General features: G+C 63.3%; 28 protein-coding genes. 10 read left to right on the plus strand and 18 right to left on the minus strand.

Going from position 1 to position 24,564, the window contains the following annotated elements; translation table 11 throughout:
- Nucleotides 1–106: 106 nt before the first annotated feature.
- From NKJ91_RS00090 to NKJ91_RS00115, 6 genes are all read right to left on the minus strand, one after another.
- Nucleotides 107–2,395 carry a PAS domain-containing hybrid sensor histidine kinase/response regulator gene (locus NKJ91_RS00090; RefSeq protein ID WP_352453974.1) on the minus strand — a complete coding sequence of 763 codons (2,289 nt, stop codon included), beginning with the start codon at nucleotides 2,393–2,395 and terminating at the stop codon, nucleotides 107–109.
- 88 nt (nucleotides 2,396–2,483) lie between these two features.
- Nucleotides 2,484–3,473 carry an acrylyl-CoA reductase (NADPH) gene (gene acuI / locus NKJ91_RS00095; RefSeq protein ID WP_352453975.1) on the minus strand — a complete coding sequence of 330 codons (990 nt, stop codon included), beginning with the start codon at nucleotides 3,471–3,473 and terminating at the stop codon, nucleotides 2,484–2,486.
- A 51-nt stretch (nucleotides 3,474–3,524) separates the two neighbouring features.
- Nucleotides 3,525–4,001: a signal peptidase II gene (lspA, locus tag NKJ91_RS00100; RefSeq protein ID WP_352454178.1), complete on the minus strand. Its 477-nt coding sequence runs from the start codon at nucleotides 3,999–4,001 to the stop codon at nucleotides 3,525–3,527.
- Between the two features lie 26 nt (nucleotides 4,002–4,027).
- Nucleotides 4,028–4,891: a TrmH family RNA methyltransferase gene (locus NKJ91_RS00105; protein WP_352453976.1), complete on the minus strand. Its 864-nt coding sequence runs from the start codon at nucleotides 4,889–4,891 to the stop codon at nucleotides 4,028–4,030.
- On the minus strand, nucleotides 4,892–5,953 hold the full coding sequence (locus NKJ91_RS00110) for an RsmD family RNA methyltransferase (RefSeq protein ID WP_352453977.1): 1,062 nt from the start codon (nucleotides 5,951–5,953) through the stop codon (nucleotides 4,892–4,894).
- A gap of 88 nt (nucleotides 5,954–6,041) precedes the next feature.
- Nucleotides 6,042–6,527, minus strand: coding sequence for a DUF1772 domain-containing protein (locus tag NKJ91_RS00115; protein ID WP_352453978.1), 486 nt, complete (start codon nucleotides 6,525–6,527; stop codon nucleotides 6,042–6,044).
- 106 nt (nucleotides 6,528–6,633) lie between these two features.
- Between NKJ91_RS00115 and NKJ91_RS00120 the strand changes: the two genes are divergently transcribed.
- Both NKJ91_RS00120 and NKJ91_RS00125 read left to right on the plus strand, forming a co-directional pair.
- Nucleotides 6,634–7,317, plus strand: coding sequence for a helix-turn-helix transcriptional regulator (locus NKJ91_RS00120; protein ID WP_352453979.1), 684 nt, complete (start codon nucleotides 6,634–6,636; stop codon nucleotides 7,315–7,317).
- A gap of 86 nt (nucleotides 7,318–7,403) precedes the next feature.
- A complete protein-coding gene (locus tag NKJ91_RS00125) occupies nucleotides 7,404–7,772 on the plus strand; it encodes a VOC family protein (RefSeq protein WP_352453980.1) in 369 nt (122 codons plus the stop codon).
- Between the two features lie 120 nt (nucleotides 7,773–7,892).
- Here the strand turns inward: NKJ91_RS00125 and lhpI are convergent, their stop codons facing one another.
- The 4 genes from lhpI to sppA all read right to left on the minus strand — a co-directional run bounded on the left by lhpI (nucleotide 7,893) and on the right by sppA (nucleotide 10,616).
- A complete protein-coding gene (gene lhpI, locus NKJ91_RS00130; protein WP_352453981.1) occupies nucleotides 7,893–8,861 on the minus strand; it encodes a bifunctional Delta(1)-pyrroline-2-carboxylate/Delta(1)-piperideine-2-carboxylate reductase in 969 nt (322 codons plus the stop codon).
- A 52-nt stretch (nucleotides 8,862–8,913) separates the two neighbouring features.
- Nucleotides 8,914–9,246, minus strand: a complete 333-nt coding sequence (locus NKJ91_RS00135) for a LapA family protein (RefSeq protein ID WP_352453982.1) — start codon at nucleotides 9,244–9,246, stop codon at nucleotides 8,914–8,916.
- A gap of 47 nt (nucleotides 9,247–9,293) precedes the next feature.
- On the minus strand, nucleotides 9,294–9,578 hold the full coding sequence (locus NKJ91_RS00140) for an integration host factor subunit beta (protein ID WP_023675261.1): 285 nt from the start codon (nucleotides 9,576–9,578) through the stop codon (nucleotides 9,294–9,296).
- 81 nt (nucleotides 9,579–9,659) lie between these two features.
- Complete coding sequence (gene sppA, locus NKJ91_RS00145; protein ID WP_352453983.1) at nucleotides 9,660–10,616, minus strand: signal peptide peptidase SppA; 957 nt, start codon at nucleotides 10,614–10,616, stop codon at nucleotides 9,660–9,662.
- 308 nt (nucleotides 10,617–10,924) lie between these two features.
- Between sppA and lptC the strand changes: the two genes are divergently transcribed.
- From lptC to ptsN, 6 genes are all read left to right on the plus strand, one after another.
- Entirely contained in the window at nucleotides 10,925–11,638 is a 714-nt protein-coding gene (gene lptC, locus NKJ91_RS00150) for an LPS export ABC transporter periplasmic protein LptC (RefSeq protein ID WP_023675263.1), read from the plus strand.
- The gene (locus NKJ91_RS00155; protein ID WP_023675264.1) at nucleotides 11,625–12,224 is read left to right on the plus strand and encodes an LptA/OstA family protein; all 600 of its coding nucleotides are present in this window, start codon (nucleotides 11,625–11,627) and stop codon (nucleotides 12,222–12,224) included. The genes lptC and NKJ91_RS00155 overlap by 14 nt, the downstream gene beginning before the upstream one ends.
- Entirely contained in the window at nucleotides 12,224–13,042 is an 819-nt protein-coding gene (gene lptB, locus NKJ91_RS00160; RefSeq protein WP_292664962.1) for an LPS export ABC transporter ATP-binding protein, read from the plus strand. Before NKJ91_RS00155 ends, lptB begins: the two co-directional genes overlap by 1 nt.
- 197 nt (nucleotides 13,043–13,239) lie before the next feature.
- The gene (gene rpoN / locus NKJ91_RS00165; protein WP_352453984.1) at nucleotides 13,240–14,766 is read left to right on the plus strand and encodes an RNA polymerase factor sigma-54; all 1,527 of its coding nucleotides are present in this window, start codon (nucleotides 13,240–13,242) and stop codon (nucleotides 14,764–14,766) included.
- Nucleotides 14,767–15,057: 291 nt separating this feature from the next.
- The gene (gene hpf / locus NKJ91_RS00170; protein ID WP_023675267.1) at nucleotides 15,058–15,642 is read left to right on the plus strand and encodes a ribosome hibernation-promoting factor, HPF/YfiA family; all 585 of its coding nucleotides are present in this window, start codon (nucleotides 15,058–15,060) and stop codon (nucleotides 15,640–15,642) included.
- Between the two features lie 59 nt (nucleotides 15,643–15,701).
- A complete protein-coding gene (gene ptsN, locus NKJ91_RS00175; protein ID WP_023675268.1) occupies nucleotides 15,702–16,166 on the plus strand; it encodes a PTS IIA-like nitrogen regulatory protein PtsN in 465 nt (154 codons plus the stop codon).
- A gap of 111 nt (nucleotides 16,167–16,277) precedes the next feature.
- Here ptsN and NKJ91_RS00180 read toward each other — a convergent pair whose 3' ends face one another.
- The gene (locus NKJ91_RS00180) at nucleotides 16,278–16,535 is read right to left on the minus strand and encodes a BQ00720 family protein (RefSeq protein WP_023675269.1); all 258 of its coding nucleotides are present in this window, start codon (nucleotides 16,533–16,535) and stop codon (nucleotides 16,278–16,280) included.
- Between the two features lie 63 nt (nucleotides 16,536–16,598).
- Nucleotides 16,599–17,024: an Hsp20 family protein gene (locus NKJ91_RS00185; protein ID WP_023675270.1), complete on the minus strand. Its 426-nt coding sequence runs from the start codon at nucleotides 17,022–17,024 to the stop codon at nucleotides 16,599–16,601.
- Nucleotides 17,025–17,168: 144 nt separating this feature from the next.
- On the opposite strand from NKJ91_RS00185, the gene NKJ91_RS00190 reads away from it, so the two are divergent.
- Nucleotides 17,169–18,110 (plus strand): nucleoside hydrolase, encoded by a 942-nt coding sequence (locus tag NKJ91_RS00190; RefSeq protein WP_352453985.1) that lies wholly within the window; start codon nucleotides 17,169–17,171, stop codon nucleotides 18,108–18,110.
- 490 nt (nucleotides 18,111–18,600) lie between these two features.
- On the opposite strand, the gene NKJ91_RS00195 is transcribed toward NKJ91_RS00190, so the two are convergent.
- The 5 genes from NKJ91_RS00195 to NKJ91_RS00215 all read right to left on the minus strand — a co-directional run bounded on the left by NKJ91_RS00195 (nucleotide 18,601) and on the right by NKJ91_RS00215 (nucleotide 23,125).
- Nucleotides 18,601–18,969 (minus strand): hypothetical protein, encoded by a 369-nt coding sequence (locus tag NKJ91_RS00195; protein ID WP_245274634.1) that lies wholly within the window; start codon nucleotides 18,967–18,969, stop codon nucleotides 18,601–18,603.
- Between the two features lie 52 nt (nucleotides 18,970–19,021).
- Entirely contained in the window at nucleotides 19,022–19,636 is a 615-nt protein-coding gene (locus NKJ91_RS00200) for a LysE family translocator (protein ID WP_023675274.1), read from the minus strand.
- A 103-nt stretch (nucleotides 19,637–19,739) separates the two neighbouring features.
- The gene (locus NKJ91_RS00205) at nucleotides 19,740–21,200 is read right to left on the minus strand and encodes an amidase (protein ID WP_352453986.1); all 1,461 of its coding nucleotides are present in this window, start codon (nucleotides 21,198–21,200) and stop codon (nucleotides 19,740–19,742) included.
- 6 nt (nucleotides 21,201–21,206) lie between these two features.
- Nucleotides 21,207–22,115 carry a ribokinase gene (locus tag NKJ91_RS00210; RefSeq protein ID WP_352453987.1) on the minus strand — a complete coding sequence of 303 codons (909 nt, stop codon included), beginning with the start codon at nucleotides 22,113–22,115 and terminating at the stop codon, nucleotides 21,207–21,209.
- Nucleotides 22,116–22,231: 116 nt separating this feature from the next.
- Entirely contained in the window at nucleotides 22,232–23,125 is an 894-nt protein-coding gene (locus NKJ91_RS00215) for a methylated-DNA--[protein]-cysteine S-methyltransferase (RefSeq protein ID WP_352453988.1), read from the minus strand.
- A 115-nt stretch (nucleotides 23,126–23,240) separates the two neighbouring features.
- Here NKJ91_RS00215 and NKJ91_RS00220 point away from each other — a divergent pair, with 115 nt between their 5' ends.
- Nucleotides 23,241–24,056 (plus strand): class I SAM-dependent methyltransferase, encoded by an 816-nt coding sequence (locus NKJ91_RS00220; protein WP_352453989.1) that lies wholly within the window; start codon nucleotides 23,241–23,243, stop codon nucleotides 24,054–24,056.
- Nucleotides 24,057–24,065: 9 nt separating this feature from the next.
- Here NKJ91_RS00220 and NKJ91_RS00225 read toward each other — a convergent pair whose 3' ends face one another.
- Complete coding sequence (locus NKJ91_RS00225) at nucleotides 24,066–24,560, minus strand: DUF2244 domain-containing protein (protein WP_352453990.1); 495 nt, start codon at nucleotides 24,558–24,560, stop codon at nucleotides 24,066–24,068.
- Nucleotides 24,561–24,564 lie beyond the last annotated feature (4 nt).

The following is a 24,564-nucleotide window of genomic DNA, read 5'->3' on the forward strand; positions in this document are numbered from 1 at the left end:
CACGGGGATACGGTGTAGGTGCAACAGGATTGTGACAGTACCGTGATACGCCTCTGCGGGCAATACTTCGTCGGCTGGGTAATCTATCAACCGTCTATGTTGTGCCTCAGGCGGCCGCTTGCCCTTCGACCGCATGAACCAGGGCATCGGGGTCGAGCGGCTTGGTGACGAAGCCGCTGGCACCGTGAGCGAGCACGGCGTGGCGGGTCTTTTCCTGGCTGTCGGCCGACAGCACCATGATCGGCACCGGCGGCACCGCGGTCTCCTCCTCATGGCGGCGGATGGCGGCGATGGCGTCCAGGCCGTCCATGACAGGCATATGCAAGTCCATCAGCACCACGTCGTAACGGTGCTTGTGGCCGGTGCTGATGACCGCCTCGACGGCGGCCTTGCCGTTGCCGACCACTTTCACGCGATGCCCGGCCTTCAGCAGCGTGGCGCGGGCCAGCATGGCGTTGATGTCGTTGTCCTCGGCGATCAGCACCGACAGGCCCTGCTGGCGGGCGCCAATGGCGTGCCCCGCCTGCGCGCCGCGCTTTTGCAGTTGCGGCTCGGCGATGACCGGCGCGTGGCTGGTCAAAAGCACGCGCAGCAATGTCTCGCCGCGCACCGGCCTCGCAAGGAAGGTGGCGTAACCATTGGCACGGAACTCGCCAAGCATGCCACGGTCGGTCGGTGCGATCAGCGTCACTGCCTCGCAATCGGCAAATCCGCTCTGGCGCAGGCGCCTGAGCAGCCTGCCGTCGCTTTGCTCCATGGCAGCATCAATCAGCAGCACGTCGCAGCTCTCGGCGAAAGGGGTGGCCTGGGCGGCGGCGGTGGCCAGATCGACCGTGCCGCCATTGGCGCGAATGGTGCGGGCGAGGGCTTCGGCCTCGACCAGGTTCTTCGATACGATCACCGCATGCCGGCCCGACAGCGCGTCCTGGCGGATCTGCGGCGCCTCGACGGCGGAAATAGCGGGAATCTCGAAGACGAATTCGGACCCCTGGCCAAGCCGGCTCGACACAGAGATAGTGCCGCCCATGGCGATCACCAGGCGTTTGGAAATGGCGAGACCGAGGCCGGCACCGCCATGCGCACGGGTCGAGGTGCCGTCAGCCTGTTCGAAGTCCTCGAATATGCGCTCCATGTCCTCCTCGCGCAGACCGGGGCCGGTGTCGGTGATGGTGAAGCGGATGCGGTCGGTGGTTTCGGTGCGGACGCGGGCGATGCTTGCCAGGACGCCGCCGCTGTCGGTGAACTTGACGGCGTTGCCGATGAGATTGAGCAGCACCTGCCTGACCCTGCCGGGGTCGGCGGTGATCAGCTGCGGCACGTTGGGTTCGACATGGCAGCCGAGGCCGATATCCTTGGCAAAAGCCCGCGCCGCCAAAAGCTCGATGACATTGTCGGCGATCTCGCGCACCGACATCGGCTGCGGTTCGGGATCGAAGCGGCCGGCCTCGATCTTGGAGTAGTCGAGCAGGTCCTCGATCAGCGCCAGCAGCGCGCTGGCCGAGGTCGAGATGGCGCCGACATAGGTCCGCTGCTCGGGCGAAAGGCTGGTGTCGGCGAGAAGCCGGGCCATGCCCATGATGCCGTTCATCGGCGTGCGGATCTCGTGGCTGACGGTGGCGAGGAAGCGCGATTTGGCCTGGCTCGCATATTCGGCCCGCTCGCGGGCGGTGATCAGCGAGGATTCGGCGCGCTTGCGAGCGGTGATGTCGCGGGCGATGGCGCGATGCGAAACGGCGCCGCTGTCCTTGTCGCGCACCGACAGCTCGATCCAAGAGAACCAGCGTGGGCCGTCCGGCGTGCGAATGGCGACGTCGGTGGAACTCAGGCATTCGTGGTCGGAAAACGCGGCGTCGGGGACGATGCCGACATCGATGCCTAGTTCGGCCAGGGTCTTGCCGGCAAGGTCGCGCTGGTCGGTTTCGACAAGGTCGGCGAAAACCTTGTTGGCGTAGACAATGTGGCCGTCGCGGTCACGATGGACGACGAGATCGCCGAGTGCATCGATCAGTCCGCGAAAGCGCTCCTCGCTCTCCTGCATCTCCCACATGCGGTCGGCCAGCGTCTCGATTTCGGCGCGGCTGCGGGCGGTCGTGGCATCGAGCAGGGCCACCGCGCGGCGCTCGGTGCGCCTGTTGCGCAGATGCATGGCGAGCCCGGCGATGGCTGTCGCCAAAAGGCCGATGGTGATGAAGATCGGCGCCCCGGTCAGATGCGAAAAGCCTGCCAGCACGACGATGGCGACGAGCGTCAGGAAGGGCAGGCCTTCGCGGTTGGAGGCCGGCAGTTCCGGCGCCAGCGGTGGCGCGGCGACAAGCTGCCGTCCTGGCGCCGCGGGGGCCGTCCCGTCGGCCCGTTCGGCTGGTTCCGCCTCTCTGATGCCGGGTTCCGCAATCATACGGAAATCCTGCCAGACAGAGCTTATCGAAGGTTGTGGTTGATCGCTCGAATTTTAGCGGTCGCGCTCTTTTTTATCCCTTGGGGGCTCACATATCCACCACCACGCGGCCGCGGATCTTACCCTCGACGATGTCATGCGCGGCGCCGATGATGCCGTCGAAGCCGATGCTCGTCGACAGGCTGGCAAGCTTTGCGTGGTCGAGATCGGCGCCGATGCGGCGCCAGGCCTCGAGGCGGACCGCCTTCGGCGCCATCACCGAATCGATGCCGAGCAGCGAGACGCCGCGCAGGATGAAGGGGGCGACGCTTGCCGGCAGGTCCATGCCGCCGGCGAGGCCGCAAGCGGCGACGGCGCCGCCATAGGAGGTCATCGACAGAACGTTGGCCAGCGTGTGACTGCCGACCGCATCGACGCCGCCGGCCCAGCGTTCCTTGGCGAGCGGTTTTGCCGGCTGGGTGAGCTCGTCGCGTGAAATCACTTCCGCGGCGCCGAGGTCGATCAGATAGGGGCTTTCGGCAGCGCGGCCGGTCGAGGCGATGACGTGATAGCCGAGGCTGGACAGGATCGAGACCGCGACCGAGCCGACGCCACCGGCAGCGCCGGTCACCACCACCGGGCCGCGATCGGGCACGATGCCGTGGCGCTCCAGCGCGATGACGCAAAGCATGGCGGTGTAGCCGGCGGTGCCGACCGCCATCGCATCATGCGGGCTCATGCCGTCCGGCAACGGCACCAGCCAGTCGCCCTTGACGCGGGCGCGCCCTGCAAAGGCGCCGAAATGCGTCTCACCGACGCCCCAGCCGTTCAATATGACCTTGTCACCTTCGCGCCAGTCGGGATTGGAAGACGAGATGACGGTGCCGGCGAAATCGATGCCCGGCACCAGCGGCCAGCGGCGGATTACCGGCGCCTTGCCGGTAATTGCAAGACCGTCCTTGTAGTTCACCGTCGTCGCCTCGACCGCGACGGTGACGTCGCCCTCCATCAGGTCTGCCTCGGTAAGCTCGGTCACCGCGACTGACTGGTTTTTCTCGGCGTCACGCGAAACGAGGATGGCTTTGAAGGTTTCGGGCATTTTTTCTCCTCGGGCTTGCAGATCAGAATGTGCGGCGCCAGGCGAGTGAGGTCAATCGCTCGACGCTCCGCGCCGCCAGCCAATGAGTTCGTCGAAGACGACCAGCACCGCACCAACCGAAATGAAAGCGTCGGCGAGGTTGAAGATCGCGAAGGACCAGACCGGCGTATGGAACAGGACATAGTCGATGACATGACCGTAGATTGCGCGATCGATCAGGTTGCCGAGCGCGCCGCCGACGATCAGCGCGAAGCCGATGCGGGCAAGCAGGTGGCCGGGCGGCGTGCGGGCCGCAAGATAGAGCACGAAAGCGACCACCAGAACCGCGACGACCACCAGGCCGGTGTCGCCGAAGGACGAAAACAGCGAGAACGCGATCCCGGTGTTGTAGGTGCGGTACAGCGCCAGGAACGGAAGCAGGTCGAGCCGTTCCTGAAAGGCAAGACCGGTTTCGACTAGGTATTTCACCCACTGGTCGAGCGCTATCGCGGCGACGACCAGAAGAGCATACGGCCTCCAGGACTTCATGGTTTGCAGTTTCACGGTTTGAGATGTCACGATCTGGCGTCCTCCGGGCCGAGCTTCAGCGCGCCGCGCCGGATCTCGAACAGCATGACGCCGGTGGCCACCGCAAGGTTGAGCGAATCGGCGCGGCCGGCCTGCGGTATCCGCAGCAGTTTGTCGCAGCTTGCGGCAAGCTCGTCAGGCAGGCCTTGCTGCTCGTTACCCATCATCAAAAGCACCGGGCCTTTTGAAAAATCGACCGAGCGGTAGTCGACCGCACCCTTCAGATGGGTGCCGGCGACGAGGCCGGGAAAGCTCTTTCGCCAGGCGAGAAAAGCTTCGGGCGACGCCTTGGCGACCTGCACGGCGAAAATCGAGCCCATGGTGGCGCGCACCGTTTCGACCGAAAAGGGATCGGTGGTCTCGCCGACCAAGATGACGCCCCTGGCCCCGACAGCGTCGACCGTGCGGATGACGGTGCCGAGATTGCCGGGGTCGCGGACGCGGTCGAGCGCCACCCAGACGTCGCCGTCACGGGCGCGGATGTCCTTCAACGGCAGGAATTTCTGCGAGAACACGCCGACGACCATTTGCGGATTGTCGCGGCGGGTGATGGCGACCAGCACTTTTTCCGAAACTTCAAGGACGGTGCCGCCAGCGGCGACCGTGCGCGCCGCGATCTTTTCAACCGCCGTATTGCCACGTCCGGCCTTGGCGAAGACCAATGTCCTGATCGACCAGCCGAGATCGAGCGCGTCGATGACCAGCTTCAGGCCTTCGGCCATGAAGGCATTCTGCTGGTCACGGAATTTCTTCAGCGCGAGCGCCTTGATGTCCTTGACCAGCGGGTTGGCGAGGCTGGTGACTTCCTTCACCTGCCCTGGCGCGCCCGCGTGCCGTTCGTACGCACTCATTCAGGCCACCCAGCGTGAGAACAGCGAGGTCGAAAGCGCCCGACCGGCAGATTTCTCGCGGATGATCAATTCACCCGACTCGACCGTGCCGCCCATGCCGGCGAAGGTGTCGCGCATCAGGGCATGGATGGCGAAAAAAGAGGCGCGGATCGAATAGGCGGTCAGTACCACGGCGAGCGGCTTCGGCGTCAGGATCGCGCGGCAGATATCGGTCAGCGCCGGCAGGTCCTCGAACAGCTGCCAGACCTCGCCTTTCGGTCCGCGGCCATAGGCGGGCGGGTCGAACAGGATGATGTCGTAGCGGCTGCCGCGGCGCTCCTCGCGTTCGGCGAATTTCACGGCATCGTCGACGATCCAGCGGATCGGCTTTTGCGACAAGCCCGCCATTTCTTGGTTTTCGCGCGCCCAGCCGATCGCCTTCTTGGAAGCATCGACGTGGGTGACCTCGGCGCCGGCACGCGCCGCCACCAAGGAGGCAAGGCCGGTGTAACCGAACAGGTTCAACACCTTCACCGGCCGTTTTGCCGCCGCGATCAGACCGGCCATGTGGTCCCAGTGCGAGGCCTGCTCGGGAAAGACGCCGACATGGCGAAACGAGGTGAAGCGGCCGAGATAATCTATGCCGTCATGCTTCATCGGCCAGGTCTCGCCGAGCGGCGTCTTGGGGAAGCGCCAGCGGCCGATGCCTTCCTCGTCGGTATCGCCGGTGAAAATGGCGTCGGCGCGCTCCCAGTCCCTGGCCGGCAAAGCCTTTTGCCAGATCGCCTGGCCCTCCGGCCGAACGATGCGGTAGGGGCCGTATTGCTCGAGTTTTTCTCCGGCGCCGCTGTCGAGCAGCGCGTAGTCCTGATTGGGGCCGACCTCGAGGATCAGCGGCAGATGTTCGGCAGGCAGCGCGCCATCGCGGCGGGATAGAGGGCGCGGCGCGGCTTTCGGCTCGGACCGGTCCTGCAGTTTAGGCTCCGAACCGGCGGTCAGGCCGGCGTCGCGCCGCCGCGGCTGCTCCGCCCCGCCCTTCGCGGGCGGGCGGCTGTCGCGGCGTTTGTCGCGAAAAGGTTTCAAGAAGGCGCATCTCCGGAAGGCGGCTCGCCGCTTCTGCCACAGCACATTGACCGGCGCAACAAAAGGGCTGCCGACGTTTGCAACCGGATCAGCCGCGCCTGATCGACAGCAGGCCGACTGCGAGCGCTATGAAACCAACGGCCTTGAAGCCGGTGACGACCATATGGCCGGTTTCCCAGCTGCTCCGGATACTTTCGAAATTGTCCGGGATCGGTCCAGGCACCCAGGTGGCCAGGACTTCGTTTGCCGGTTTGACCAGGGTAAACCACGCCACGAGGGCCATCAGATAAAGCACGGTGGCGGCCAAAATCCACCAGAATGCCGGGCGGTCGCTGCGCAGCATCCAGGCGAGAAGCCCCGGACAGGCGATCGCGGCCACGTCCAGCGGTGCGCCGACAATCGCGAAGAATTGGAACTGAGCGTTGAAGACAGTGGTTTCACGCCAGAGCGAAGGCGGCCATCTGGTCAGCCGCGGCACCGATTCCAGCACATGGGCGAAGGATGGTCCGAGGCTGAGCGCAGCGACGATGGCGGTCAAAACCGACCAGAACAACAGGACCCCGCGCATATCCATAATGGCCAGACAACGGCGTCAGGGCGCAGACGTTCCCGTCCGCCACCATGTCGCTTGCCGCCGAAAGTGCTGGGGCTCTATCGTGATTGAAACTAGGTCATGATTCATGTCCCGTGCTGAACGCCTGCTCGACCTGATCCAGATCCTGCGCCGGCATCGCCGGCCGGTCAGCGGCCGCAGCCTTGCGGGCGAAATGGGTGTGTCGATCCGTACGCTCTATCGCGATATCGCCACGCTGCAGGGGCAGGGCGCGCCGATCGAGGGCGAGGCGGGGTTGGGTTACGTGCTCAGGCCCGGTTTCATGCTGCCGCCCTTGATGTTCACCGATGAGGAGATCGAGGCGATCGTGCTCGGTTCGCGCTGGGTGGCCAAGCAGCCGGACTGGCGGCTTGCGAACGCCGCCACCGACGCGCTGGCCAAGATCGCCGCGGTGCTGCCGGACGATTTGCGCGAAGAGCTCGACGCCTCGACGCTGCTGGTCGGGTCGCGCACCGAGGTCACCGAAGGCATCGATCTCGGCGTGGTGCGGCAGGCCATCCGCGAGGAGCGCAAGCTGAGCTTTGTCTATCGCGACGCCGGCGGCGCTGCCTCCGAGCGCACCGTCTGGCCGTTCGCACTCGGCTTCTTCGACAAGGTGCGCGTCGTCGCGGCCTGGTGCGAGATGCGCCAGGATTTCAGGCACTTTCGCGCCGACCGGGTATCCGGCCTCAATGCCACCGAGATGCGCTATCCGCGCCGCCGTCAGGTGCTGCTCAAAGAATGGCGGGCGACGCTCGACACGCCAAGCTAAGGCTGCTGCTCAGTTAAGACTGCTGCCAGAATCTGGCAGTGGCATACGCTATGCTCCTCCAGTCGAAACCATCTGGAGAGCAATTCATGACACCGCCCAATTTCGTCATCCTCTATGTCGACAAGCCTGAGCAAAGCGGCGCCTTCTACAGCGCGCTGCTTGGGCGGCAGCCGGTCGAGACCTCGCCGACCTTCGTGCTGTTCGTGCTCGACAACGACTTCAAGCTCGGCCTCTGGTCGCGTCACACCGTGGAACCGGCCGCCGCGGCAGCAGGCGGTGGCGCCGAGATCGTCTTTGCGCTGGACACGCCGGGTGCCGTCGACGCCACCCATGCCGAGTGGGCCGGCCGCGGGCTGAAAATTCTGCAGACGCCGACCGACATGGATTTCGGCCGCACCTTCGTCGCGCTTGATCCCGACAGCCACCGGCTGCGGGTTTTTTGGCAAAGGGAGTAGGGCAGTAGGGCAGTAGGGCAGTAGGGGAGTACGTGACAGGAAATATAGCTGGCGCGACGCCGCACGATCAGTACAGTTTCCTACTGCCCTACTGCCCTACTGCCCTACTGCCCTACTGCCCTACTGCCCTACGCTTGCGCGACACACGGCAATGCCGGCGGCGAGGTCCTCGAGGGCTGCGCCGACCGACTTGAACAGCGTGATCTCGTCGTCGTTCTGCCGGCCTTTTTTCTGGCCGCGCGTGAGTTCATAAAGGTCGGCGACGATGGCTTCCGGCTTCAACACGCCGGAGGCCAGCGGCTGGACGATGTCACCGGCTTCCTTGGTGGCGCCGGCGCGGGTATCGACATAGACGCGGGCGCGTGCAATCGCGTCGTCGTCGCTTTCGCGCATCGCCGGCGTGAAGCCGCCGACCAGATCGACATGGGTTCCGGGCTTCAAGAGGGCGCCCCTGATCAGTGGCGTGGTGGTGATGGTCGCCGATGACACAATATCGGCCTGGCCGAGTTCGGCGTCGAGATCGCCTGCGGCTTCGGCCGCAAAACCCTCGGCACGCAATTTTGCCGCGACCTTTTCGGCATTCGCCGGCGTGCGGTTCCAGATGCGGATGTTCTTGATCGGACGCACCGCCGAATGCGCCTTTGCAAGGAATGGCGACAGCGCGCCGGCGCCGACCACCAGCAGCCGCGATGCGTCCTCGCGGGCCAGATAGGAGGCAGCCAGCGCCGAGGCACAGGCCGTGCGCCACTGTGTCAGCCTCTGGCCGTCGATCAAGGCCTGCGGCTCGCCTGTGGTGCCGTCGAGCAAGAGGTAAAGCCCCATCACCGCAGGCTTGCCGACGGCATTGTTGTCGGGCGACACGGTGACGATCTTGACGCCGATATGGCCACCGGCCGAGGTGCCGGCGGCGTTGAAGTCGGTCCAGGCCGGCATCAAAAGCAGCGTCGAGGCGGCGCCATCGGGCCGCTCGACCGTGTGATGATGCCTGACCGGCTGCACGGCGCCGTCGCGAAAAGCGGCGCGCAATGTCTCGACCAGCCCGGGAAAGGTCAGCGCGCGGTCGACCTCGGCGGCGGAAATGGTCAGCATGAAAGGCTCCGTGGAGAAATAGGCCAGCTGCGCTTCAGGCCCGAGTCGCGGCTCAGTTCGTCGGCTTCGGCAAGGCCGGGCCCTGCGACGCGGCGGGCGCGCGGCTGACCGCCTGGCGCAGGTTCTCGGCCTCGGCGCCGCGCTGGCGCGCCAGCTTGCGGTAGCGGCCCTGCTTGATCCAGGTCGCCAGGCTGCCGACGATCATGCCGATGGCCAGCGCCAGGAACAGGAAAATGAAGAGCGGCATGGTCAGCGTCAGCGCCGGATTGCCGGGATTGAACGGATCGAGCGTGAAGGCGACCGGTTCGCGATTGGCGACGGCCAGCGCAATCAGGATGACGGCCAGCGGCACGAAAACCACGATGAGAATGAAGCGATTGAACATGTTTTTCCGTTCGGAAGCAAAGGCACCAGCGGTGGCGGGCGCCGCGCCTATTTGCCTCCGTTCAGCCTTTCACGCAATTCCTTGCCGGTCTTGAAGAACGGTACCCATTTCTCCTCGACCTCTACGGATTCGCCGGTGCGCGGGTTGCGGCCGGTGCGGGCAGGGCGATTTTTCACCGAAAACGCGCCGAAGCCGCGCAACTCGACCCGGTTGCCCTCGGCAAGCGCGTCGGTGATTTCATCGAAGATGGCGCTGACAATGTTTTCGACGTCGCGCAGGAAAAGATGCGGATTACGCGTGGCGATGATCTGCACAAGTTCGGATTTGATCATGAAAAGGCTCCCCGTAAAAGCAGTGCCGCCGAAATTATCAGAATGATTTTATTTGGTTTTTCACTCGTCCCAAGCGGTTCCTCAAGGGTGCCAGACGGAAACGAGACCGTCAAGAAACAAGCGGTCCGCTCCAATTTCGTGAAGCACGTCGCCGCCATGGCCGGCCAGGCCAAGCGCAGCACCGACGGTCTGCGCCATCGCCTTGGAGAACAGGAAACCACCACGTTTTTCCGTGTCCTTCCATTCCACCACCTTGAGCTTGGCATCGACACCCTTGCCTGCAAGCCAGTCGATTGCTTCGGCCTCGCCGCCGACCGCGTCGATCAATCTGTTGGTGACCGCCTGCCGGCCGGTGAAGATCGACCCGTCTGCGAGCGCCAGCGCCTCCGGCTTGGTCATGTTGCGGCGCTCGGCGACGATGCCGACGAACCAGTCGTAGCTGTCGAGGATGAGCTTGCGGACCATGGCGCGCTCATCGTCATTGGTCGGCTTAAAGGGAGAAGGCGAGGCCTTCAAGGGCGAGGATTTCACCTCCTCCAGCTTGACGCCGAGCTTGTCCATGAGGCCGCTGACGTCCGGGTACTGGATCAGCACGCCGATCGAGCCGACGATCGAGGATTTGCGTGCGACAATATGGTCGGCCGCGGTGGCGATCATATAGCCCGCCGAAGCCGCGAGCGTGCCGACCTCGGCCACCACCGGCTTGTCGGCAGCCAGCTTGCGCACTGCCTCGTAGATCGATTCGCCACCGACGGTGGTGCCGCCGGGTGAATCGATCGACAGGATCACAGCCTTGACGCGCGGCGACTGACGGATGGCCTCCAGCCGCTTGATCAGTTCTTCGTCTTCGGTGATGGTACCTTCGATCTTGACCTTGGCGATGTGGTCGACAGCCGCGCCGGTGAAGTCGTCACCATAGATCCACGCCGAAAAGGCGATCAGCCCGGCTGCGGCGACGATAATCGCCGCGACACGCCAGAATGTCAGCTTGCGGCGCAAGCGGCGGCGGTCGATCAGGTCGTCGGCTCTCAATGCCATGGTCAGCCTCGTAGTCGGTGGGAGCAGATGCTTTTAAAGCAACCATTCGCGCCCGGCTACCGTTTCCTGACGGCCTTGCGCCAAAGGCCGTCTTAGGCATTCGCGGCAAGCCTCAACCTGTCACGTTCTACAGGCTCTAACACTGTGCGCCCATATCTGGTATGAGGTACAGGCTGCGCTGGGGCCATTTTCATTGTACAGGGGCGGCTGTCACATTTTTGCGGTTTTCCTCGGCTTGTGCTTGCTTGAGGGCGCCGGCACCCCACCTATAGGGCGGCCTGGCGGGCAGGGGTTTAGAAGAAGCAGTCATGTTAGCGGGACCAATCGAACCGACCAACACCGAGACGGAGTTGGCTCCCAAGGCCGCAGGCCGGGCGCGGGTCGACGCGTTTGACGTTGCGCAGCGTCATTCGCGCCGGGTCCGTATCCTCAAACTGGCCGTGCCGCTGGTCGCTGCCGTGATTGCGGTCGCGTTTCCGGTCTATTCCTATCTCATGGCTCCCGCTGCAATCGAGGTGCAGGCCGACGGCGGCGCCTTTGCCGATGGCAAGCTGGTGATGGCCAACCCCAAGCTAAACGGCTTCACCAAACAGAACCTGCCCTATTCGATGACAGCCCTGCGCGCCATACAGGATGTCAGCAAACAAGGCATCATCGATCTGGAAGGCATCAAGGCCAAGCTGCCGATTGCGGCCGACAACACGGCCGCCATCGATGCCACGCACGGCACCTATGATCGCGACGGCAACACGCTCAGCCTGACCAGCGATGTGACCGTGTCGACCACGGATGGTGTGGTGGCAAAATTCAAATCAGTCTATCTCGACATGGGCGAAGGCACTATGAAGACAAGCGAGCCCGTCGATGTCAGCCGCGGCGGGTCGCGGATCAGGGCGGATTCGATGTCGGTCCAGGACAATGGCAAGGTCCTGGTTTTCGAGAACAAGGTGCGCGTCGACATCGATCCCGCCAGTTTGAAGGCGGCAGAGGCAAAGAGCGGAGAGACCAATGCGGTTCAGTAGTTCGGCACGGCGCCTCGCCGCGATTTCGGCGTTGCTAACCTTGGGGCTGACCTTGGGGACGGCGCCGTCGCTGGCGCAGTCCAAGGCCACCAGCCAAATGTCCGGCCTCAGGCTGTCGGGCGACAAGCCTATCCAGATCGAAAGCGACAAGCTCGAGGTGCGCCAGGCGGAAAGCGTCGCCGTCTTCACCGGCAACGTCAACGTCGTCCAGGGCCCAACCGTGCTCAAGGCCGGCAAAATGACGGTCTATTACGTCAGGGATGCAGGCGCCGCCAAAAGCGCCCAGCCGGCGGGTGCTGCGGCAATGACCGGATCCGCCAACATCGACCATCTCGAGGTCGACGATAAGGTCTACATCAAATCGGACAATCAGGTTGCCACCGGCGACCGCGGCACCTTCGACATGAAGACCGAAGTGCTGGTGCTTTCGGGCAGCAAGGTCGTGCTCTCGCAAGGCGACAACGTGCTTGTCGGCTGCAAGCTCACCGTGCAGATGAAGAGCGGCCTTGCCCAGGTCGACGCCTGCGGCGGCCGCGTCATGATGTCGATCACGCCGCCGGCGAAGTCTGGAGCAGCGAAACCCTGATGACCGGTATATCGTCGCTGCTGGCGCGTCTTCCAGGGCGCGCCGCCAGCAAACTTGCGGCACCGGCCAGGGTCACCGTCGAAGCGGCAAAGTTCAAGGGAACCTTGATCGCCAAGGGGCTGACCAAAAGCTACAAGGGCCGCAAAGTCGTCAGCGGCGTGACGCTGGGCGTGCGCGCCGGCGAGGCGGTTGGGCTGCTCGGCCCCAACGGCGCCGGCAAGACGACCTGTTTCTACATGGTGACCGGCCTGGTGCCGGTCGATGAAGGCACGATCGAAATCGACGGTTTCGACGTCACGTCGATGCCGATGTATCGCCGCGCCCGTCTCGGCATCGGCTATCTGCCGCAGGAAGCCTCGATTTTTCGCGGCCTGAATGTCGAGCAAAACATCCGGGCCGTGCTCGAAGTGGTAGAAAAGAGCCGCAAGGAGCGTGAGCGCCTGCTCGACGAATTGCTCGAGGAATTCCACATCAGCCATCTGCGCAAGGCTCCGTCGCTGTCGCTCTCCGGCGGTGAGCGGCGTCGTCTCGAAATTGCCCGCGCCTTGGCAACCCGCCCCGCCTACATGTTGCTCGACGAACCTTTCGCCGGCATCGATCCGATCGCCGTCGCCGACATCCAGCAGCTCGTGCGCCACTTGACGGCACGTGGCATCGGCGTTCTGATCACCGACCACAATGTCCGCGAGACACTTGGCCTGATCGACCGCGCCTACATCATCCATGCCGGCCAGGTGCTGACCCATGGTCGAGCCGACGAAGTGGTCGCAAATGCCGATGTGCGGCGGCTTTATCTCGGCGAGGGATTTACGCTCTAAGTGCGAAATTCCGGCTCGAGCGGGATTTCCGGCGTAGTCCAGCAGCTTTTTCTTCAATTTTCTGCCTGAAAACGCGCCGCCAGGCGAGTTTTACCGCTCCTCGCCTTGACAAGCAAAAGCCGGGCCAGTTTCTATGCTGGCCTGGAAAATTCCTTCCAGCAGTGCGGGTGCGTAGACGGAGCGTTTGAAACCGAACCATGGCGTTGGCGGCAAAACTACAGCTACGACAGTCGCAGTCGCTGGTGATGACGCCGCAGCTGATGCAGTCGATCCGCCTGCTGCAGTTCACCCATCTCGAGCTGGAACGCTTCATCGACGACGAGATCGAACGCAATCCCCTGTTGGAACGCGCCGAACCGCAGGAGGACGCCGCCAGCGACCAGGCGCAGAAGGGCGACGCCGCATCGGAACCGGCTGCCGACGGCGACTGGTTCGAGGCGGAAACGGCGTGGAGCGCCGAGGCGATCTCGGAAAAGCTCGATACGTCGCTGGAAAACCTGTTTCCTGACGATCCTGGTACGAGCGAGCGGCTCGGGCCCGACCTGACGGCACAATGGAAATCGGCGTCCGGCAACGGTTCCACCTCTTCCTCCGACGGCTTCGACGTCGCGGATATGGCGGCGGCGGCCATCACGCTGCGCGACCATGTCGGCGAGCAGGTGGCGCTCGCCTTTGCCGATCCGGCGGCGCGCCTGATCGCCGGCGAGCTTGCCGACGGCCTCGACGAGGCCGGCTACATGCGTGCCGACATGGCCGAGATCGCCGCCCGCCTCGGCACGGACGCTACGGCGGTGGCAACGGTCCTGGCGGTCTGCCAGACATTTGAGCCCGCCGGCATATTCGCCCGCGACCTCGCCGAATGCCTGTTGCTGCAGCTGGCCGTGCGCGACCGGCTCGATCCGGCGATGAAGGTGCTGATCGCCAATCTCGAACTCCTGGCACGGCGCGATTTCCAGACGCTGAAGCGGATTTGCGGCGTCGACGAGGAGGATCTGCTCGACATGCTGGCCGAGATCCGGGCGCTCGACCCGCGGCCTGGAATGGCGTTTTCGCGCGGTGCCAGCGATGCGATCGTGGCCGACGTCGAGGTGCGTGCAGCCAATGACGGCAGCTGGACGGTCGAGCTCAATGCCGAGACGCTGCCGCGCGTGCTGGTCGATCACATCTATTTCGCCCAGGTCACGCCACATGCGAAAAACCAGGCGGAAAAGGATTTCCTCGCCGAATGCCTGCAGAACGCCAACTGGCTCACGCGCAGCCTCGACCAGCGGGCGAAGACCATTCTCAAGGTGGCCTCTGAGATCGTGCGCCAGCAGGACGCTTTTCTCGTCCACGGCGTGCGGCACCTGAAGCCGCTCAACCTGCGCACGGTGGCGGACGCCATCGGCATGCACGAATCAACGGTCAGCCGGGTCACGGCAAACAAATACATGCTGACGCCGCGCGGTGTGTTCGAGCTGCGCTATTTCTTCACCGCCTCGATCGCTTCGTCAGGTGGCGGCGATGCGCATTCGTCGGAAGCGGTGCGCGACCGCATAAGGCAGCTGATCGACGAGGAGAAAGCCATCGATGTGCTTTCCGACGATGCCATCGTGGACATGCTGCGGGAAAGCGGCGTCGACATCGCCAGGCGCACGGTGGCCAAATACCGGGAAGGCATGAACATACCCTCTTCGGTGCAGCGGCGGCGCGAAAAACGCGCTTTGGCCAGCGCCGGCCGTTGATCTCCGGCGGAATTTCCACAGCTTTCGCCCTTCATTGACAAGCGGCGACGAAGTGGCTAGAAGCCCGCCCGCATGAGACGGGCTGGCGAGTGGATTTGAGTTCGCCGATGCCCGCACGAGAGATGGTCCGTCACGACGTAGGCCACGGGACGGCCAAGAAGGCGGCTTGTGATCAACCGGAAAGTTCGGATCTAAAATCGGCGCAAGTGACGCCGCAAAAGCTTGTGCGCGCGGACCACGAGTATAAACTCGGGACAGTTTGAAGCCTGAGCAAGGAAGGTCAGTTTTCAGATGACACTGCGCATATCGGGAAAACACATGGATATCGGCGATGCGTTCCGTACGCGCATCAACGACCGTGTCGGGGAAGTGATCGGGAAATATTTCGATCGGGGCTTTTCAGGGCAAATCGTAGTCGTCAAATCGGGGTCGCGCTACACGGCCGATTGCATGATCCGGCTGGACTCCGGTGCTTCGCTGCAGGCGACCGGCGATGCCCAGGATCCAACGCTTGCCTTCGATACTGCGGCAGACCGTCTGGAAACGCGCCTCAGGCGCTACAAGCGCCGGCTGAAGTCGCACAATTCAGGCAATAGCAACGGCGAGCTCACCGACGTCGCCTATACGGTGATGGCGCCGCTTGCCGACGACGAGGAGGACATACCGGAGAATTTCGCGCCGGCCATCGTCGCCGAATCGACTATGACGCTGCGGACCATGTCAGTGGCGTCAGCGGTGATCGAACTCGACACCAAGGACAGCCCGGTCCTGGTCTTCCGCAATGCCGGAAATGACCATCTCAACATCGTCTATCGCCGGCCGGACGGGAATATCGGCTGGATCGACCCGTCCACGGCCAAGGTCGCGCAGGGGTAAAGACCAGCCGCACGCGAGCGTGGGGACTGGCGACGGCAGGCGAACAAGGGATTTCAAGCATGGATCTGAGCGATCTCGTCAGCGTTCCGGCAATCATGCCGGCGTTGAAGGCGAACTCCAAAAAGCAGCTGCTGCAATTGCTGTCCGAAAGGGCGGCGGCAATTTCCGGCATTCCGGAGCGAGAGGTGTTCGACACCATCCTGCAACGCGAGCGGCTCGGCTCCACCGGCGTCGGCAACGGCATCGCCATTCCGCACGGCAAGCTGGCTGGGGTGAAGCGGATCGCCGGCGTTTTTGCCCGGCTGGAGACACCGGTGGACTTCGAGGCCCTCGATGATCAGCCGGTCGACCTGGTGTTTCTGCTTTTGGCTCCCGAAGGTGCCGGCGCCGACCACCTCAAGGCGCTGTCGCGCATCGCGCGGGTGCTGCGCGACGCCGACACGGTTGCCAAGATCAGGGGCACGCGCGACGCCGTGGCCATCCATGCGCTGCTGTCGGACACGCAGGCCTCGCACGCCGCTTGAGGTTTTGATTAAATCCTTTGAAGGGCCGCCGTGAGCGGCCCTGTCCGTTTCCAGCCAGATCGCTGCGCCATATTTGTCAGTTGATGGCGCCAATGTTGGTGGATAGCGACGTTAGTGGATAGCGACCGGGGTCAGATCGTTTTCCAGCGCGCCAGCCAGTGCCCGGTCGCGAGCGTCCGAAAGCAGGATCGGCTGGCCATTAGCGGCAAACAGGGCCCACAGTTCCAGACCCGGCGCGATTTCGCCGAGGCCCGGGAAACGGCCGCGCAGATCGTCGCTCGACACTTTCCTGAGATAGGCGACCGAACCTTCGCCGAGATGGGCGAATTCGCCGCTGGTCATGATGATATTCTCGTTAGTTCTGGTCATTTCAAGCCTCCTTGCCGCGAGACGCCGCTCAAGGCCATCCCGCATGAGAGCTATCGGCAAAAATCAGTCTTTCACCGATATGTTTATTTTTCGTACCAGCCGTTCGGATTCCGGCCGATCGAGATCGATCGACAGAAGGCCGTTCTTCAATTCGGCCGCAATCACCCGCATGCCGTCGGCCAGCACGAAACAGCGCTGGAACTGGCGCGCGGCGATGCCGCGGTGGAGAAATTCGCGCTCGGTGTCGTCGTTCTGACGGCCGCGCACGACCAACTGGTTCTCCTCCGTTGTGACATCGAGATCGCTTTCCGCGAAACCGGCGACGGCGAGCGTGATACGCAGCCTTTCGGTTTTGCCGTCGGCACCGCTGAGGCGCTCGATGTTGTAGGGAGGATAGCTGTCACCGGACTTTGCCAAGCGCTCCAGCGTCTTTTCCATGGAATCGAAACCGAGGAGAAGCGGGCTGGAAAAAGGCGTCATTCGGCTCATGTTACAGTGTCCTCTCAAGAGCGACATAAAGTGGAAAAACCCGGATGGCATTTTTCCCGATGGTCTTGATATGGTCCGCCGCCCGGCAGACTTCAAGCCGTCACACGTCCCGCCCAAAAAGACTTGCCAAAACAAGGAATTGAAATGCCCCAATCCCGCAGGATCATCATCGACACTGACCCCGGCCAGGACGATGCCGTCGCCATATTGCTGGCGCTCGGCAGCGCCGAGCTGGAGATCGTCGGCATCACCGCGGTGGCCGGCAACGTGCCGCTGAAACTTACCGAAAAAAACGCCCGCAAGATCTGCGAGCTGGCCGGCCGGCCGGACGTCAAGGTCTATGCAGGCGCCATCCGGCCGCTGGCGCGCGAACTGGTCACCGCCGAGGAAGTGCATGGCAAGACCGGCCTCAACGGGCCGCAACTGCCCGAACCAAAGATGAAACTGCAGGAAGAGTATGCGGTCGATTTCATAGTCGAGACGCTGATGAGGGAGGAGAGCGGCACGATCACGCTTTGCGCGCTCGGGCCGCTCACCAACATTGCGTTGGCGCTGATCCGCGAGCCGAAAATCGCGCCGCGCATCAAGGAAATCGTGCTGATGGGCGGCGGCTTCTTCGAGGGCGGCAACGTCACGCCGACCGCCGAGTTCAACATCTATGTCGATCCGCATGCCGCCGATGTCGTGTTCAAATCCGGCATTCCGATCGTGATGATGCCGCTGGACGTCACCCACAAGGCGCTGACCACCGCCAAGCGCACGAAGGCCTTCCGCAAGCTCGGCACCAGGGTCGGCACGGCCACCGCGGACATGCTGGAATTCTTCGAACGTTTCGACGAGGAGAAATACGGTACCGACGGCGGCCCGCTGCACGATCCTTGCGTGATCGCGTATCTGCTGAAGCCGAAGCTGTTCAAGGGTCGCAATTGCAATGTCAGCGTGGAAACCGCCTCGGAGCTCACCATGGGTATGACGGTGATCGACTGGTGGGGGGTGACCAAGCGGCCGAAGAACGCCATGGTGATGCGCGACATCGACCATGATGCGTTTTTCGCGCTGTTGCTGGAAAGGCTGGGGCGGCTTTAGGGCTGCTCAGTAGTTGAGCAGGCGGTAGGTGGTGGTACCGTCCTGGCGTTGCTGTTCTTCGATCGATACTTCCGATCCGATCATGTGGGGTGTTTCCACCTCACCATCGACAAATATCCGAGCGTTGCCGTCATGGAGGCGGACTTCATATCTATAATAAAGTCCATGTCCGACGGAACCTTTCGGATTTAGAGGCATCGTCGCAACATCTTCGACGGTGCCTCCTACGAGTTGTGTGCCAGTGATCGGACTGTTCTGCCTAGTTACAATCGGCACAGCGATCGCGAGAGCGAGCGCGCACAAGATTGTGATGCCAACAACTCTGTCGCGAAACTCTTCCCGAAGCAAAAGAATGCGGGTTCTAAGAGAAATATTTGTCGGCCCCATACCTTAGAGTTGAGTAGCATAGGGGCTTTGTTCAAGAGCGATTCCCCGAAAAAGCCATATCACTCGCTTCACCTTTGAAAACAGCTTATCGATCGATCGTCGTTCAATTTGCAAACCGGTAAAAGACGAAGCCATTGTCGCGCGTGACGCGCTCGATGCCGACGCGCGAGCCGATCAGATGCGGGAGGTCGTCGTAAACGAGGACCGTCGAACCGTTCTCAAGGACCAGCAGATATTGGATATTGCGCCCTTTACCCTGTCCACTTTTGATCGTTGCATCGACCGGGTCGACCGACCGGATCGGACTTGCGTCATTCGCCCATTTGTTCAGAGCCGACGGAACCATCGCCGCGAACAAAGCGATGGACAGGATCACGCCAAACGCGTTCCTTTTCAAATCCGCGTAAGTCCACGGCATAGACATGAATCCCCAACTGTTGATCCATGTGGTGGCCTGAAGGCCGACTTTCAATCGGCCTTCCTATTCCAGGATGTTGCTGTTGGCGTCGCCGGGCTCGCGGCCGTTACTTCGCCTTGGAAAACGCCAGCCACAGGCCGCCGCCGACCAGGAAGCTGCCGCTGATCCTCGACAAGAGCTTGACGCGGCCGGCCGACAGCAGACGCCCTGCGCGGCCGGCGGCCAGCGCGTAGGTCGAATCCGAGACTGCGGCGAAGATCATCGCGGTGAGACCCATGACGCCGATCTGTAGTGCGTAATTGCCTTCAGGCGCGATGAACTGCGGAAAGAAGGCGCCGAAGAACACCAGCGTCTTTGGATTGCTGATCGCCACCAGCAGCCCCTGCAAAAAGAAGCCGCCACGCGGCTTTTTTGCCGATCCGTCGGCGTTAAGCTTGCCTTTCGAGCGGAACATCTGCACGCCCATCCAGATCAGGTAAGCGGCGCCGATCAGCCGGACCCATTCGAACCAGTGGCCCATGCCGGCGATCAGCGAGGTCAATCCGATGCCGACAATGGCGATCATGATGGCTAGCCCGGCCTGGGTGCCGGCGACATTGGCGAGACCGGCGCGCGAGCCGTGGCGGATGCTGTTGGCAATGATCAGCGTCACCGTCGGCCCCGGCACCAGGATGATGACGATGCAGGCGACGACATAGGTGGCGTAGAGTTCCAGCGACATTTTTTCCCTCCACAGATGCCGCTCGTGCGGCGCGCTGTCGCGATCAATGCATGGCGATGAGATGAGTGCAAGTCGGCGAGGCGCCGACAATACGGAGCTGATTTCAGCAGGCGCCGGCCTGCCATGGCAGCGTTGCCTCATAGGCGGCAGCCGCCCTCAGCACGGAGAGGTCACCGCGCGGCCGCCCGATCAATTGCATGCCCATTGGCCGGCCCCTGGCGTCGAAGCCCGCCGGTACGTTGACCGCCGGGCAGCCGCCCAGCGTGGCGAGCGCTGCGACCTGCATCCAGCGGTGATAGCTGTCCATGGCACGCCCGGCCACTTCCCTTGGCCAGTGGGTGACGACATCGAAGGGAAAGACCTGTGCGGCTGGCAGCGCAATCAGGTCGAAACGCTCGAAGAGCGACAGCAGCATTCGATGCCAGGACGAGCGCCTCACCGTGGCGGCGTGGATCTGCGGCGCGGTGAGGCGCAGTGCATGTTCCACCTCCCAAACGGCCTCCGGCTTCAGCAGACTTCGTTTCAGGAGATCGTCGTAATGCGCCTTGAGTGCACAACCGCTGCTCGCCTGGCGAAGCGTTACAAAGGCTTGCCACAGCGCTTCGAAGTCGAATTCCGGCATCAGCGGCTCGGCCTCGAAGGACACATCCGCGAACCGGCCGAGTGCTGCCTCGCAAAGCTGTAGAATGCCTGCTTCAACCGGCAGATGGCCTTCGAGATCGCCGAGCCAGGCGATGCGCCCGCCGGCCGCCGGTGCTTCCAGCCCTTCGAGGAACGAGCCTGGCTTATCATGCGACAGCGGCGCGCGAGGATGATAGCCGGCCTGAACGTCGAGCAGCAACGCCATGTCACGCACGTTACGCCCCATCGGCCCTTCGACGCCCATTTGCGCAAGAAACACATCAAGGTCAGGGCCGGCCGGCACCAATCCCTGCGATGGACGGAAGCCATAGACATTGTTGTAGGCAGCGGGATTGCGCAGGGAACCGCCAAAATCGCTGCCATCGGCAACGGGAACCATGTCGAGCGCCAGCGCGACCGCCGCACCGCCGCTCGAGCCGCCGGCGGTCAGCGCCGGGTCAAATGCGTTGAGCGTCTGTCCGAACACGGTGTTGTAGGTGTTGGAGCCGAGCCCGAATTCGGGAACGTTGGTCTTGCCGATGATGATCGCGCCGGCTTTGCGGACGCGCTCGACGAAGAAGTCGTCTTCCTCAGGCACAAAATCGGCGAAGATCGGCGAGCCGAAGGCGGTTCTCAGGCCTTTTGTCAGCGCAAGATCCTTGATCGCGATAGGCAGGCCGAACAGCGATCCGGTATCTGCTCCTCGCGCCAGATGAGCGTCAGCGCCGTCGGCCTCGCGCAGGATGTCGGCACGCTCACGCAATGAAACGATAGCGTTGACCAGCGGGTTCACCGCCTCGATCCTGTCGAGGAATGCCGCGACCACTTCGCGCACCGAAAGCTGCCGGCGCCTGATCTTCCCGGCAAGCGCCACGGCAGACTGGCGGCAGATGTCGCCGGCGGGCGGCACCGCGTGCTTCGTCGTCGGGCGCATGGCTGTCATCCCGCTTTAGCCTGCAGATTTCTGCAGGGCGGCATCGACGTCCCTGGCCAGCGGGATGGCCGGCTGTGCACCGGCCTTCAGGCAGGCCAGCGAACCGGCTGCGGCAGCGCGGGCAAGCGCCTGGTCGAGCGGCAGGCCGGCTGCCAGCCCGGCGGCAAAATAGCCGCAGAACGTGTCGCCGGCGCCGACCGTATCGAGCGGACTGATCTTCAGCGCCGGAACCATCAGGAGATCGTCCGGCGTTACCGCCAGAACGCCGTCCGAGCCAAGCGTGACGACGATGGTGCGGCCGGTTCTCGCGGCATAGTCGCGCATCCGTGCCGGGCGGTCGCGGCCATTCAACGAAAGCGCCTCGCCATAGAGGTCGAACTCGGTTTCGTTGGCGACGAGATAGTCGGCCTTGCCGAGGAAGCCGGCCGCGTCGCCATGGAAAGGTGCGGTGTTGAGCACTGTGATCGCGCCGGCCGTGCTTGCCGCGTCGAGTGCTGTCTCGACGGTCTGCAGCGGGATCTCCAGTTGCAGCAGCACGACGTCGCCGTTTTTTACGAAAGCCTTGGAAAGGTCACCCGGCACGACCGAATCATTGGCGCCCGGCACAACGGCGATCACGTTCTCGCCGTCGGCGCCGACCATGATCAACGCGGTACCGGTCGAGGCAAAGGTCTCGCCGACGCCGGACAGGTCGATCTTGCCGTCGCGCAGCAGCGCCAGAGCCTCGCCGGCGAAGCTGTCCTTGCCGACCGCGCCGACCATGCGCACCTTGGCGCCGGCACGGGCGGCGGCCAGCGCCTGGTTGGCGCCCTTGCCGCCGGGGGCAGTAGCGAAACCGGAGCCGCGCACCGTCTCGCCGGGACCGGGCAAGCGGTCGACACTGGCGATGAGGTCGAGATTGATGGAGCCGATGACGACGATCAAGAAGTGCCTCCCGCTAGCGCATGTCACTCTAATTGCGCGGGAAGCTACTCCGTAAGATCGCTGCTTGTCACCCTAGCGGTCCTTGCATCGCTCCTATCGTTCCATTCTTTGGCTATTCACGAAGAGACCTGTCCCGCCTCCCAGCCGAGGATGGCGCGTTTGCGGGTCAGGCCCCAATGGTAGCCGGTGAGCGCACCGGACTTGCCGAGAGCCCGGTGGCACGGCACGACGAAGGACATCGGATTGGCACCGACCGCGGCACCGACAGCCCGGCTGGCGCTCGGTGCGCCGATGCGCGCGGCGATCGAGGAATAGGTGCAGGCCTGGCCCATCGGAATACGCAGCAAGGCTTCCCAGACGCGGACCTGGAAGTCGGTGCCGATCATGACGACGCGCAGCGGCTGGTCGGCGCGCCACAGCGACGGATCGAAGATGCGCGCGGCATAGGGTGCCGTCGCCGCCATGTCCTCGACATAGGTCGCATTCGGCCAGCGGCTGGACATGTCGGCAAAGGCCGCACGCTCGCCGCCGGGGTCGTTGAAGGCGAGGCCGGCGAGGCCGCGGTCAGTCACCATGATCAGCGCGATGCCGAAAGGCGAGATATGATAGCCGTAGCGGATGGTGAGCCCTGCGCCGCGGGTTTTGTAATCGCCCGGCGACATCGCTTCGTGGGTGACGAACAGATCATGCAGCCGGCCTGGGCCGGACATGCCGAGTTCGAATGAGGTTTCAAGCAGCGGCATGCCGGCATCGAGCAGCTTGCGCGCATGATCGAGGGTGACGGCCTGCAGAAAAGCCTTGGGCGATAGGCCGGCCCAGCGGGTGAACAGCTTCTGCAGCCCGGTCGGCGTCTCGCCGACCTCCTCGGCCAGCACTTCCAACGAAGGCTGGTCGCGATAGTCGAGGCTGATCTTTTCGATGGCACGACGGACGATTTCGTAGTCTCCACCTTCAGGCGTGATGTCTTTCTGAAGGATTGCTGTCGTTTTGAGAGGCATTTGGGCGTTCATGGCAGTATCTCCTTGAGTGCGAATATCGTCCTTCGCGGCGGCGATCACCACCCGAAACTTGCTTTCCCGCGGCATGTACCCAGATAGAGCTGGGCTTTGAATGGGGAGGACGGTCGTGGCTGGTGAAAAAGTAAACCTGACCGGGGCAAAGGAGACTTTGCTTTTGACACTTTACGGCAAGGCGCTGGAGAGCCGGCTGCCCAATTCGCTGCTCAGGGACTACTTTGCCGACGAGGCGGTGCGCAACATCGACTATGATTTCTCACGGCTCAAGGTCGACAACAATCTCGGCGTCGGTCTAGCAATCAGGGCAAAGACGCTGGACGTCTGCGTTCAGGACTTTCTCGCCCGAAATCCTGACGCCATCGTACTGCATCTCGGGTGTGGGCTCGATACGCGCATATTCCGTATCGACCCGCCAGCCGGCGTGGACTGGTTCGACGTCGACTATCCCGAAGTCATCGACCTCAGGCGCAAGCTCTATCCAGTGCGGGATCACTACCACCTGATCGCTTCGTCGGTCACCGAACCGGGATGGCTGAACGAAGTACCTCGGGATCGCCCGGCCATAGTCGTGGCGGAAGGCCTGACTCCCTACCTGGGCGCCGAAGAGGGGCAGCAACTGTTTTCTCGTTTGGTGGGACATCTTTCGAGCGGCGAACTGGTTTTCGATGCCTATAGTCGTCTGGGACTGAAGATCATTCGCCTCAATTCCTCCTTCCGCGCCACCGGCGCCGAGGTCCACTGGAGCATCGAGAACCCGCATGAATTGGATCGAGCCGTTCCGAAGCTGCGGTTCGTCGAGGACATCCCTGCCTATAAGCCGGAACATGCCGCTCGCATGCGCTGGTTCGCGAAACTGTTTGTTCGCCTTTGGAAATACATTCCAGCATTGCGCAAGATCGGCAGGCTGTTGCGCTATCGGTTCTGAAACGCTGGCTCAGCGCGCCTTGGCGGCTGCCAGAGCGCGCGAAAATGCGGTGGCAAAACTCTCGCGGTCGGCGGGGTTGAGAAAGCCGCCGATCGAGACGGTTTTTCCTTGCGCCTCGACCGCCATTCTGGTGATGCCGATCTCGGCGTGTCGGGCGATCGAAAAGCGCGCCCAGAACGGATTGAAGCGGTGTGCTTCCGATTTGCCTGACGGGGCAGTCTTGCGGATGTCGAGGCTGGTGCGCGACACCGATACCTCCTCGCGAGCCCGGGCGGCACGATAATTGGCGCGGAAGGCTATGTAGACGGCGATCACGTCGAGGCCGAAGAAGCCGAACACCGGCCAGGCGCCGCGCGACAGAAAAAAAGCTCCGGTCGCCAGCCAGCCGAACAGCAGGGCGCCCATCAGTATGGCAAAGCCGGTCTTGCCCAGCGACCGGTGCGGTATCAGCAGCGCCTGGAAAAATGGCTCGTCGGCCTGAAATGAGGTGTTTGTGTCGCTCATTGGG

This window comes from Mesorhizobium sp. M0040, from assembly GCF_040323505.1.
In the GTDB taxonomy this organism is placed as follows: Bacteria; Pseudomonadota; Alphaproteobacteria; order Rhizobiales; family Rhizobiaceae; genus Mesorhizobium.

Coding starts and splice junctions, on each gene's coding strand:
- lhpI (WP_352453981.1), bottom strand. CDS start 8,861: ATGCTGACCATTTCCGCCGCCGAGGTCGACCGCGCGCTGACCTTTCCC.
- NKJ91_RS00215 (WP_352453988.1), bottom strand. CDS start 23,125: ATGAACGCCCAAATGCCTCTCAAAACGACAGCAATCCTTCAGAAAGAC.
- sppA (WP_352453983.1), bottom strand. CDS start 10,616: ATGGCATTGAGAGCCGACGACCTGATCGACCGCCGCCGCTTGCGCCGC.
- hpf (WP_023675267.1), top strand. CDS start 15,058: ATGACACTGCGCATATCGGGAAAACACATGGATATCGGCGATGCGTTC.
- NKJ91_RS00155 (WP_023675264.1), top strand. CDS start 11,625: ATGCGGTTCAGTAGTTCGGCACGGCGCCTCGCCGCGATTTCGGCGTTG.
- lspA (WP_352454178.1), bottom strand. CDS start 4,001: ATGAAGTCCTGGAGGCCGTATGCTCTTCTGGTCGTCGCCGCGATAGCG.
- NKJ91_RS00120 (WP_352453979.1), top strand. CDS start 6,634: ATGTCCCGTGCTGAACGCCTGCTCGACCTGATCCAGATCCTGCGCCGG.
- NKJ91_RS00140 (WP_023675261.1), bottom strand. CDS start 9,578: ATGATCAAATCCGAACTTGTGCAGATCATCGCCACGCGTAATCCGCAT.
- NKJ91_RS00225 (WP_352453990.1), bottom strand. CDS start 24,560: ATGAGCGACACAAACACCTCATTTCAGGCCGACGAGCCATTTTTCCAG.
- NKJ91_RS00200 (WP_023675274.1), bottom strand. CDS start 19,636: ATGTCGCTGGAACTCTACGCCACCTATGTCGTCGCCTGCATCGTCATC.
- NKJ91_RS00205 (WP_352453986.1), bottom strand. CDS start 21,200: ATGACAGCCATGCGCCCGACGACGAAGCACGCGGTGCCGCCCGCCGGC.
- NKJ91_RS00190 (WP_352453985.1), top strand. CDS start 17,169: ATGCCCCAATCCCGCAGGATCATCATCGACACTGACCCCGGCCAGGAC.
- NKJ91_RS00105 (WP_352453976.1), bottom strand. CDS start 4,891: ATGAGTGCGTACGAACGGCACGCGGGCGCGCCAGGGCAGGTGAAGGAA.
- acuI (WP_352453975.1), bottom strand. CDS start 3,473: ATGCCCGAAACCTTCAAAGCCATCCTCGTTTCGCGTGACGCCGAGAAA.
- NKJ91_RS00125 (WP_352453980.1), top strand. CDS start 7,404: ATGACACCGCCCAATTTCGTCATCCTCTATGTCGACAAGCCTGAGCAA.
- NKJ91_RS00135 (WP_352453982.1), bottom strand. CDS start 9,246: ATGTTCAATCGCTTCATTCTCATCGTGGTTTTCGTGCCGCTGGCCGTC.
- lptB (WP_292664962.1), top strand. CDS start 12,224: ATGACCGGTATATCGTCGCTGCTGGCGCGTCTTCCAGGGCGCGCCGCC.
- lptC (WP_023675263.1), top strand. CDS start 10,925: ATGTTAGCGGGACCAATCGAACCGACCAACACCGAGACGGAGTTGGCT.
- NKJ91_RS00115 (WP_352453978.1), bottom strand. CDS start 6,527: ATGGATATGCGCGGGGTCCTGTTGTTCTGGTCGGTTTTGACCGCCATC.
- ptsN (WP_023675268.1), top strand. CDS start 15,702: ATGGATCTGAGCGATCTCGTCAGCGTTCCGGCAATCATGCCGGCGTTG.
- NKJ91_RS00090 (WP_352453974.1), bottom strand. CDS start 2,395: ATGATTGCGGAACCCGGCATCAGAGAGGCGGAACCAGCCGAACGGGCC.
- rpoN (WP_352453984.1), top strand. CDS start 13,240: ATGGCGTTGGCGGCAAAACTACAGCTACGACAGTCGCAGTCGCTGGTG.
- NKJ91_RS00180 (WP_023675269.1), bottom strand. CDS start 16,535: ATGACCAGAACTAACGAGAATATCATCATGACCAGCGGCGAATTCGCC.
- NKJ91_RS00185 (WP_023675270.1), bottom strand. CDS start 17,024: ATGAGCCGAATGACGCCTTTTTCCAGCCCGCTTCTCCTCGGTTTCGAT.